General features: G+C 64.6%; 7 protein-coding genes and 4 tRNA genes. All 11 read left to right on the top strand.

All coding sequences use genetic code 11. The features are described 5' to 3' along the window. The first annotated feature begins 8 nt into the window (after positions 1-8). The 11 genes from AAF604_24245 (at position 9) to AAF604_24195 (ending at position 10,491) form a co-directional block, all read left to right on the top strand. Positions 9-82, top strand: a tRNA-Pro gene (locus tag AAF604_24245). A 29-nt stretch (positions 83-111) separates the two neighbouring features. Next, a tRNA-Arg gene (locus tag AAF604_24240) sits at positions 112-188 on the top strand. A 21-nt stretch (positions 189-209) separates the two neighbouring features. Beyond that, a tRNA-His gene (locus AAF604_24235) sits at positions 210-284 on the top strand. Position 285: 1 nt separating this feature from the next. Further along, positions 286-362: transfer RNA gene (locus AAF604_24230), tRNA-Arg, on the top strand. A gap of 790 nt (positions 363-1,152) precedes the next feature. After that, positions 1,153-4,302, top strand: coding sequence for a hypothetical protein (locus AAF604_24225; protein MEM7052794.1), 3,150 nt, complete (start codon positions 1,153-1,155; stop codon positions 4,300-4,302). After that, positions 4,302-4,529 carry a hypothetical protein gene (locus tag AAF604_24220; GenBank protein ID MEM7052793.1) on the top strand — a complete coding sequence of 76 codons (228 nt, stop codon included), beginning with the start codon at positions 4,302-4,304 and terminating at the stop codon, positions 4,527-4,529. The genes AAF604_24225 and AAF604_24220 overlap by 1 nt, the downstream gene beginning before the upstream one ends. An 18-nt stretch (positions 4,530-4,547) precedes the next feature. Next, a complete protein-coding gene (locus AAF604_24215; protein MEM7052792.1) occupies positions 4,548-6,272 on the top strand; it encodes a hypothetical protein in 1,725 nt (574 codons plus the stop codon). Between the two features lie 36 nt (positions 6,273-6,308). Beyond that, positions 6,309-7,922, top strand: coding sequence for a pentapeptide repeat-containing protein (locus tag AAF604_24210; GenBank protein MEM7052791.1), 1,614 nt, complete (start codon positions 6,309-6,311; stop codon positions 7,920-7,922). 213 nt (positions 7,923-8,135) lie between these two features. After that, on the top strand, positions 8,136-8,804 hold the full coding sequence (locus AAF604_24205; GenBank protein ID MEM7052790.1) for a MarR family transcriptional regulator: 669 nt from the start codon (positions 8,136-8,138) through the stop codon (positions 8,802-8,804). A gap of 53 nt (positions 8,805-8,857) precedes the next feature. Beyond that, entirely contained in the window at positions 8,858-9,628 is a 771-nt protein-coding gene (locus AAF604_24200) for a hypothetical protein (GenBank protein ID MEM7052789.1), read from the top strand. 143 nt (positions 9,629-9,771) lie between these two features. Then, positions 9,772-10,491, top strand: coding sequence for a hypothetical protein (locus AAF604_24195; protein MEM7052788.1), 720 nt, complete (start codon positions 9,772-9,774; stop codon positions 10,489-10,491). The last annotated feature ends 201 nt before the right edge of the window (positions 10,492-10,692 follow it).

Below are 10,692 nucleotides of genomic sequence, written 5' to 3'. Positions count from 1 at the left end.
GTTTCCGACGGGGCGTGGCGCAGTCTGGTAGCGCACCTGCCTTGGGCGCAGGGGGTCCCCAGTTCAAATCTGGGCGCCCCGACATCAAACGGAGACCTGCGAGTCACCCGGCTGCCTGTAGCTCAGCTGGATAGAGCGGCGGCCTTCTAAGCCGTTGGTCGGGGGTTCGAATCCCTCCAGGCAGGCCACTGCTCTTTTCGATCACGATGGTGAGCGTAGCTCAATGGTAGAGCGCTGGATTGTGGTTCCAGTGGTTGGGGGTTCGAGTCCCCTCGCTCACCCCAAGCGCCCTTAGCTCAGCTGGATAGAGCGTCGGCCTCCGGAGCCGAAGGTCAGAGGTTCGAATCCTCTAGGGCGCACCAATCTCTTCGACAGACAGCGAATCTCGAGACCAATCGGTCCGGATGTCCTGATTCTTGAGAGCTGCTCAGGCGGCAGGAATCCCGCCTATGCAAGGCACCCTTGGATCTGCGAACATCTCGGCAACCGCGGTTGAAGAGAGCGGGGCATCCGACGCGGACGACTTCGTGTGGGAGGACGACGCGGGCTGGTAGCACCGGCGTCCGGAGCCGAGGAGAGCTGGGCTCGCGGTTCCTACGCGAAGGTGAGTCGTTTCAGCGTCGCGCCTCAGTCATCCTCTGGCGGCGGCTCAGTAGACCTGGACCGTTGGACGAGTCCCTGAAGGGCCCGCATCTCTGCGACCATTTCGTCGAGCCAGTGAAGGCGCTCGAGGGGAGTCATTTCGAGGCCTAGCCGGATTTGGCGTCGGCGCGTCTTCTCGAAGCTGCCCCAATCGTCGGACGTCTCCGGCATGGGGGGCAGCTTCATGGCGTCTCCTTCCGGAGAGCCTTCAGAGCTGCCACCTCTTCGAGGTCCCGCGGTCTTCCTGCGGCCTCCAGAAATCTCAGCTCCTTCTCAGCCAGCCGTTCCGGAACCTCGGTGGTGTGTCGTGGCACTCCAGGAGTCTATCGGACGGCCCTTTGCACTCTCTTCCCGCAACGAGTCCCCTTCGGCGGGGGCGCCGATTGAGTCGTCGGCATGTTTCGACGCCTCGATCAGGTCAGGAACCTGGTCCGCCGACCTTCGACGTTCGTGACGCCGAAACGATTTTGCTCATAGGCGCATATCCGAGCACGAACTCAGGAGGAAGCCATGACCCAGCGAGAGATCCGCACCCTGCACTTCGACCTCGGCTTTGTTCCGGCCGATCGTCCGCTCACCCTCAAGGTCGGAACCCGGCGCCATCCTCTGGTTGCCCATACCCCCAAGAGCTTGACCAAGGCACGCCAGGAGAATCGGGCCCTGGCGCTGTTGCCGGACAAGCGAATCAGCCACTATGTCGCCGACGTCGATCTGCCCGGTGACCTCGCTCAGCTCTTGATGGTCACCGCCCCCTCGGAGATCGAGGGCGCCTCTCTCGACACCCTGGTGATGTGCTGTCTGCACACGCCGGAGCCGGCGCGCCGGGCGGTGCTCGAGCGTTGGCGCGAGACGGAGCATGCGAGCTGGACCTGCTGCCATCCCAAGCTGAAGCTCGCCGGGGTCGAAGTCGCAGCCGCCGACAACCACGGGGCGATCATCGACGTCCACGACTGGAAGACCGCCTACGACGCCGGCGTCAGCATCGTCTTCCATCACGCCGAGCTGGTGAGCATCGGTGCCAACACGGCGGCCGGCGTCCAGGGCATCATCGAGTTCTCGAACGGCATTTCGGATCTCGCCACCCAGATCCTCGCCCAGGCGAAGGCCCACCAGCAGGACCCCGCCAAGCTCAACTGGGTGGTGGAAGAGCCTTACCTCGGCACCGATATGAAGCCGATCAAGGGCTCGGCCCGCTACGCCTGGACGGCGGAGACCAAGCAGTGGATGCGCGGTCCGATGATGGACAGCTTGACCCAGTCGAAGAACGATCCGTCGCTGCAGTCCACTCCGACCAACGCCGGCGTCTGGACGGTTCAGGACGGCACCACCTCGGTCTCGGCCCCGAGCTCGCCGCCACCGGCGAAGACCGCGAAGGCCGAATCCGACGGTTACTGGACCCTCGATTCCCTGACTCCCAAGCACGGCTACTCGAACCAGGGCGGCGTGCAGTTCAACAACAACGAGTTCCGCACGGCGTTCCTCAACACCTGGGTGCGCTGGTTGGGGATCTACGCCGAGTTCCTCGGCCAGGATGGCGAGGTCGTCGAGCCCGCCGAATGGACGTCGAAGGTTCCCGGCGGGCTCGCCGGGACCTACGACTCGAAGACCAAGAAGTACCTGGCGATCGTCTCGTCGACCAACACGATTCTCGCCATCCCGGTGGGCAACACGCCGACCGATGTCGACTTCAAGTGGCCTTCGAACGCCGCCGGTGTGCGCCTGCTGTCGGGAGGTATCGGCCGGACCGGAGGTATCGAAGGCGCCGACGGCAAGTACCACGGTAGCTGGGACACCCAGGTTTGCTTGCCCGGCGCGATCATGACCGGCATCTTCAACTTCGGTATTCCAGTGGTCTGCCTGGTGGCCGGTGCCGCCGTTTCCCTCGGTCCGGTGAACCGGCTGGCAGGGGATATCTTCTCGACCGTTCTCGACGTCGCGGTGGCGATCGTCAACGGACCGGTATCGGGGGCGCTGCAGGGGGGCAACACCTTGACGGTGCTGACCGCCTTTGCCGATTTGATTCCGCACCTGCTCCTCGACATCGTCGAGCTGGCGGTCTTCTTGGATGCCAAGATCGCCCAGGGAGCGGCCGAAGAGGCCACGCCGATCTTCGGATGGATCGCCGCGGCCGTCTCGATCATCTCGGACCTCGCGCTGCTCGCCGAGACGACCGCCGAGGTCGCCCTGTCGCCGGCGGTTTTCGAGTACGTCGCCACTCGCGCCATCGACGCCGAGTGGACCCTCGAGCCGGACTCCGACCACCAGAACACCTGGCCGCGGGAAGCCGATCACTATGTGGTCACCGCCACCTATCGCGACGGCACCACCCGCAAGGCCGAGGCAAAGCTGGGGGAGGCGCCCCAGACCGGTCCGCGCACCGTGCGCTTCGGCCAGGAAGGCGACAATCGACTGCCCTACGGTGGCGAGGTGCAGTTCTCGGCCAAGTTCTACTCCAAGACCGGCTGGGTGTGTGGCTCGGTGGAGACCGACTTCATGTCCGCCGCCATCGGCGGCAATCTTCTGAAGGTGCCGACGAAGGCGATCAAGGAGCGGGTGGTGCCGCTGTCGGCGAACACCGTCTACCAGTACGAGAACAGCCTGGCCTGGGACGAATCCCAGAACGGCCGGGTGTGGTCCTCCGCCGGCGGCAAGCCCACGGCGACGCGCAAAGACCTGAGCTCGAACCCGGTGGGTCACAACCTCGCCGACCTGCTGGGTATCACCCTGAGTCAGCAGACCAGCCAGCTCGGTTACACCTGGGAGGCTTCGGGACAAGACCTGCCGGAGTGTGGCGGCTCGGCGCCCGACTCCGGCCAGCTCTACACCTTCCAGTCGATCGATGTACGCAACCATCCGGACTCGTCCCTCAAGTTCGTGCCCTGTGGCTTCACCGCCTCACCCCAGCTCGCTTTCGACCTGAGAGGTCCGGCGGACGGCAACGGCAACAACTTCTATTTCGATCCCCGTCACCAGGGTTATCACCTGCGGCGAGTGGTCCTCGACGGCAAAGCGGGCGAGTTCGACCTGTCGTCGAAGCAGAGCTGGGGGCGTTTCAACGAGCCCATCCAGCGCTTGATCATCCACCCGGCTGGTTACGCCGTCGGGATCAACGCCGACAACAACAAGATCGAGGTCCTGCGCATCCCGAGCCGGTCGACCAGCGATGCCGACGCTCCGCTGGCCAACCTCTACAGCGGCTTCGGCAGCCGGCAGGGACTGGTCCACCGCCCGGTGGGGCTGGCGCCGCTGCCGGGGGCCGGCTTTGCGGTGCTCGAGCAGAACAGCCGATCGCTCAAGTCGCCGGCCCGGGTGCAGGCCTTCGACTTCCAGGGCAATCCGGTGAAGCGTTTTGCTGGCAAGGCGTTCTTCAACCTCAACGAGCAGGGACAGGACGTCCACTACCTCGATCTCGCGATCGAATCGAAGGGCTACGTCTACGTCTTGCGCTACTTCAACCAGGGGGACGATCCGAACGACTATCAGGTCGCCATCTACACCCCGAGCGGTGAGCTCCTGACCCAGACCCCGGCGATTTCCGCCGGACGCCTGACGGTCGACGTCTGGCGCACCGTCTTCACCCTCGACTTTCAGAAGATGAAGAAGCCGGCCGACGCCCGCACCGAGCCTTCGGTCAGCGTCTGGCTGCCTTCGACGCCGTGATGGGTCTGCAGGGACTCTCCGTCGCGATCTCGCCGGCGGGCCTCGAGACCTTCTTTTCGAAGGTCGTCGCCGGCGACTTGACTGCCGCCCTCGAGCCACCGGCGCTCGAGATCAAGGTGCCGGACTCACGACATCAGCACGGATCCCGGGGCACCCACGGCATCGAGGCCGCGGACGGTGGCTACGTCTCCGTTCTGACGGACTTCGAATACAGGCCCTCCCACTGACTCCAACGGAGAATTGCCATGACATTGCAAGGACTCACCGTCGCCCTTTCCGAGAGTGGCATCGACGCCTTCGCCAAGGATCTGGTGGCCGACCAGATCGCTGGTCAGCTCGCCAAGCTCACGCCTCCGAACAACTCGTTTCCGGTGAAAGACTTCGGTGTTCCCGATGGCGATGGGAGCGATAACTACGAAGACATCAAGATCACTCTGTCGGGGGGTAGCCTGTCAGGCTTTGATCCCGTCTATCAGTCGATCTCGCAGGGAAGTGATGGGGCGTTCAGCCTCACCATGAAGGCCTCCGACTTCAAGGTCGAGTACAACTGGAACGAGAAGTACAAAGAGTACATCTGTACGACCATTTGCTTTCCGGCGGAGAGCCACGACAAGAACTATCACTACGAGGTGAGCTTCGACAGCCTGGTGATCACCGTCGGGCTGCAGCTCTCCTACTCGAGCGGGACGTGGGATCTGAAGGTCAGTGGCGTCACCAGCCAGCCGAGCGCGCCCAAGGCGAGCATTCCCCACGACAGCATCCTCAACAACCAAGAAGTTTCCGGTTGTTTTCAGACGCGTATCAGCAAGCAGACCAAGAACGCGGTTTCGACCATCGACTTCCAGACGCCGATCAAGGCCTTGGTCGGCAACCTCGGAGTTCAGATTCCGTCGACTGGCAAGCTGACCCAGGACATCACTTTCGACTTCGGGACCGGTCCGAGTGGACTGAGCTTTCCGGGGGACCAGGGGGTGCAGGTCGGAGTCACCGGCCAGGTCACCTACGAGAACACCCCTTATTCGGGAGGCACGCCGCCGCAACTTCCGCTTCCCGCCGTGCCGACCTCGAAGCATCTCGCCTACTACGCCGCCGCCTACGAGTTCGATGCCCTCTTCTGGGCGTTCTACAAGCAAGGGTTGCTCAAGGAGCTGATCACCCCGGGCGATCTTCCGGATCCGAGCCCGCTCTACACCAACACTTACAAGAATACGCCGCTCCAGGGGCTCTACACGCAGTACCCGAACCACACCATGACCGCTTATGTCGCCGCCGCGGCCGCCCCGACGACTGCCTTTCAGACGGTCTACGATCTGTCGACGGCGGTTCTCGGGAAGCTCAAGAGCACGTTACCGGGCGATGTCTTCGACAAGCTGCAAGGGCTGGCCAATCAGTATTACCTGTCCGAGGCGAGCTTCTTCACCAGTCTGGTCGCCGCCCTCGGGAAGAATGATGCGAACCAGTGGAAGTCGACCATCGAGAACGCCGCCGAGGGTGCCGGGACCGTGGTCAGCCACGAAAATCGCGTCACCATCAATGTCTTGCAGAATGGTAAGTCCTTGCCTGCCTTTTCGTTTTCCGTCGTGCAGCAAGACGTGCTCTCGAACCTCGCCTTGGGGATCTCGAAGTCGGGCACGACCCAGACCCTGCAGTTCGGCTTTCAGGTCGTGCCCGGTACGGTGACGACCAAGCTCATCCACTCCGCCATTCCGTCGATCACGACCAACAATTTCGGTTACATCTGGAGCTTCGTCCTCGAGCCGGAGTTCGCCAACGAGGTGGCCCTGATGGGGAAGCAGGGGGTCGCCTTGCCGCGGATCCCCGGATTCGAGTTCCTGTTCGACAAGGCCGAGATCTCGATCGAGGCCACCGATGGGGGCTACGTCGCGGTGCAGACCGACTTCGAGTACAAGCCTTCTTCGAACGAGGCCATCGGGGATCTCGCTGCGGATGGGCGAGGGCGGGCCGCCTGAATGGACGCTTCCTGCTCGGAGTCGACAAGAGAACGGGTGTCGACGCTGCGGTTCGCCGGCAAAGTGACGTTGCGATCGACCAACGCGACCGGCGATAAGAGGTACCTGACGCCGGGTCAGCGCAACGGTCTCGTCTTTCCGTGGATGGAGGCAACGCAGGCGACCGATCGGGAACGGGTCATCCTCTACCTCGCGCCCGATGGCAACTTGCGGATCGAGATGGACGACCAGTCTTATCTCACCCTGATTCCGAGCCTTGGATTCGTCTCCGGAACTCGCGAGCAGAGCGAGGCTCAGCCGATGCGCTGGGCAGCGGCGGGGTCCGGTGGCGAGGGCATCCTGAAGGGCGAATCGGGGCTCGAGATCTGGGACCCGGACGCCGCGAAGTTCAAGGCGATCCGCTACTCGGTCAACGTGTTGTTGCCCTATCTGGTGGTCAGTCTCGATGCTCAGGACATTGACGCCCCGACGCTGACCACCTTTGCTCGCACTGAAGTGACCCCGGGTCTCGAAGCGATCCAGAAGTCGAAGTCTGCCCCCGGCGCCGATCTGCGCAAGGTCGACCTCACCGGTGCCGATCTTTCCGGAGTCGATCTCACCGCAGCCGACTTCCGCGGCGCGATCCTCAACGGCACCGATCTGCGGGGCGCCACCCTCGCCCAGGCGAACTTTGAGGGGGCCAGCTTTCTGGGCACGAAGTTTCAGGGCGCCACCCTCGATGGCGCTCGCTTCAATGGTGGTGATCTGTCGAAGGCATTCTTCGACGACAAGGTCAAGGCGCGGGAAACCGACTTCAGCGATTGCGTCATGGTGGGGGTGTCGATGGCGGCACCGGCGGGAACCACCGGTGCCGACCTCCGCGGCGCGATCTTCACCGGCGCCGAGCTCGCCTTCACCGATCTCTCGGGCGCCGTGCTGCGCTCCGCCCAGCTTTTGCGCGCCAATCTCACCGGGGCGATTTTGGCGGGGGTCGATTTCACCGGTGCCCAGCTCGGTGGCCTCGACCAGTCGCTGGCAGCCAGCCTGCCTTTCACCTATCTCGCCAATGCCGTCTTTTCACAAGCCAATCTCTTCGGTGTCTCCTTCGCCTATGCGTCGCTTTTCGGCGCCTCCGTTTCGATCAACGACACCAGCACCCTCGAGCAGGCCGATTTCAGCAACGCCTACCTGGCGGGAATCGACCTCTCCGGTGCGGTGCTGTCGGGCTCGCGTTTCGACGGCGCCTGCCTGGTCAACACGAACTTCGTGGGTGCCGATCTGACGGCCACTCTCAAGGGCAGTATTCGCACGTCGCTGGCCAACGCGGTGCTCTACGGCGCCAAGTTCCAGGGTGCCAAGCTCGATGGCGCGAACCTCTCCGGCGCCGCGGTGGCCTTCGATCGCGGCTTCTTTCCGGTGCGCTACTGTGGCGCCAACGGCAAGCCTTTCCCGAGTCCTCCGGACAGCCAGCCGACGGCCCATCGAGAAACCACCGGCATCGACTCGACGACTCTGGGTCCGAGCACCATCTGTCCCAATGGCTTGCAATGGGGAAAGCGCGGGGAGCGGAGCTTGGAGCAGATGCTCACCATCGCCGACCCGCCGACCGAGTGGTTTCCGAGCGCTTGCCGTCCGAATCAGGCCTCTGTCGCTCGCCCAACTCGTACCTGAGCGCACTTCGCCACGGAACCGCGAGGCGGAGTGCGCCGAGTGGAAGGCAAGGCGCTCCGCCGAAGGGCGCCAAGGACGCGATTTTGTCGGGCAGCTTCCGCTGGTGCCCCGCTCTGCATCACGCCGGCCGCGACGCTGAGCCCGGGCTCTGGCTCACCAGGGCGAGGCCCCGCGATTGACGCCCGGGATGAATTTAATTAGGATTCCTAAGTTATGTCCGGCAGCGGTCACCTCCCCGACTCTTCCTTTCCCGCCGAGGAGCCTATCGAGCGGCGGTTGGCGACGGCGCTCGCCAAGATCGGGATCGCTCTGCGCCATGGCGCCTGGCAGGAAGGCTTCGCCGAGGATCTCAGTCCCACCCAGGGCCAGGTTCTGACCCTCCTGCACCGGCGTCCGGGAGCGTCCCTTTCGCAGCTCGCCGACGTCCTGGCGGTGCGTCCGGCGACCGCCTCGGAGGCGGTCCGGGTGCTGGTGGAGAAGGGCTTGGTGGAGAAGTCGCGCGATCCGCACGATCGCCGCACCTTGCGGCTGGCCTTGACCCGGGAGGGAGCGCAGAAGGCCGGTCGTGTAGCCGGCTGGCCGGACTTCCTTGAGCGCGCCCTCGGCGATCTGGTACTCGACGAGCAGCAGGTGATGATGCGGGCCTTTCAGCGCATCATCGTTCAGCTGCAAGAGCGTGGCGAAATCCCCCTGGCTCACATGTGCGCGAGCTGTGTGCATTTTCGGCCGCAGGTCCATGCCAGTTCCGATCGGCCGCACCATTGCGCCTTCGTCGATGCCGCCATGAGCGACGGCGACCTGCGCTTCGAATGCGCAGACCATGAGCTCGCCGAGGCGCCTCGGCTGGCGCAAGTTCGCGAGCTTTTGGCCAACCCTCATTAGGCGAGATCAAGAAGATCTCGTTGACCTTTGATCAAAATAGTTAGGAGTGCTAAGTGAAAATTCTCAAGTTCATCTCCATCGCCCTCACGACCGCGGTTCTCGTTTCTCTGGTCATTCCGGCGACGGCCACCGAGGCCTCGTCGGCAAAGGTTTCCCCGCGATCGACGCCGCCTTCGGCGGGGCCGGATCTCGATCTCGAGGCGGCTTCGGCGACCCTCATGAAGTCGCTCGACCTGGTGGTTTTCGAGATCGAGGTCGCCGGCAAGGCTGGGCACACGACGCCCGAGGCTCGGGGCTCCCTCGACGGCGCTCCGGTGCTGGGCTACGTCTTCCCGACGGACCTGGCGCCGAAGAATGTTGGTTTCCGAGGGGCCGAGGGCACCGTGGCCCTGGCCGTGACCTCTCACCCGGACTTCGATGACACCCCGCTGTGGGACGAGAGCGGCGACCTCGTCTACGACAACGATGGGATCGTCTTTCACAGCCATTGGGTGCTGTTGCAGTCCGACGAGCGGGTGGCTGGAGGTTTGTCCGTCATCGAGTTTCCCGAGGACGAGATCTCGCAGCGCCTGCCCCCGACCAATCCGAGCATGCCGATGTACATGGACTCGCCGGGTTTCTCGATCGTCTTCGACGGCAAGGTGTTGCGAGTCCTGGTGCCGCGGCAGCGTTTGGGAGGGCGAGCGGATTTCCGCTTTGATGCGGTGACCGCCTATCTCGAGGTCTCGACCTCCGGCCCGGGTCCCCTGCTCGGCGTCCACCAGGTCTACGAAGTGCTTTCGGGAGATCTCTCCCTGCCCTACCGGGTGAAGGCGGTGCGTTAGGGAGCCTGCCCGCGAGCCGGAGCCTCTCCGGCTTCGGGCCCCCCGGACGGGGCCGCCCTGGTTTGGGCCACGCTGGACTTGGGGTGAGCCTGGTCGGCCTGTGCGGCTTGCTTCTCGCCGGTGGTCGTGACAGAAATCTCTCCATGCAAGCCTTCGAGACCCTCGACGAGGTGAAGTTGCCGGACGGCCGGCCATTGACTCTGCATCGCCGTGGGGACGATTTCTGGATCCATCTCGACGGCGCCGAGCTGATGTCGAGCCGCGCCCCGGGGACCGAGCAGGCGCTGGCGACCTACGGCTGTGCCGGTCTCGAGAAGGTGGCGCGGCCGCGGGTGCTGGTCGGCGGGCTGGGCTTCGGTTTCACCGTGCGAGCAGCCCTCGAGGCCTTGCCGCCTCGAGGGGAGGTGGTGGTGGCGGAGAAATTCTCCGCCGTCGTCGACTGGAATCGCGAGGTGCTCGGAGGCCTCTACGCCAAGACCCTCGCCAACCGGCGGGTGAAGGTAGCGTTGGGCGACGTGCGGCGTTGTCTCGCGCCGGACGCCGCCTTCGACGCCATCCTCCTCGATGTCGACAATGGACCGTCGGCCTGGTGCTTGCGCTCGAACGGTTGGCTTTATCGCCCGCCGGGGCTGGCCGCTCTGTTCGAGTCCCTGTGCCCGGGCGGCACGTTGGCGGTCTGGTCCGCCTTCGAAGACCGCACTTTCCTGCGCGAGCTGCGCCGGGCCGGCTTCGAGGCGAGCTCCAAGGGGGCGCGATCCCGCGGCTTCAAGGGCACTCGGGACATCATCTTTCTCGGACAGCGGCCGAAGAACCCCCGTCGAGGTGCCGCCCGGCGTCCTCCCCGCCGGCGCTCGCGCCGCTGAGCGGATGTCGGCGGCCCGGCGAGCTCTGCTCGAAAACCGGCAGAGCTGAACGAGCCGCCCAGCCTTTTTCAGCGCTGCTAGCAGGTTGCTGAACAACTCGTCGGCAACCTGCGACCGGGCCCGAGAGGGCCCGGGGGGGGGCAGGGCGCCCCCCCCGGGGGGGGGGGGCGCCAAAGCCCCCGGGGGGGGGGGCGGGGGGGG

It is taken from the genome of Acidobacteriota bacterium (assembly GCA_039028635.1).
Lineage (GTDB): Bacteria > Acidobacteriota > Thermoanaerobaculia > Multivoradales > JBCCEF01 > JBCCEF01.
The sequence above is the reverse complement of the archived record's forward strand: the minus strand, read 5'-3'. Positions and strand labels throughout refer to the sequence as shown.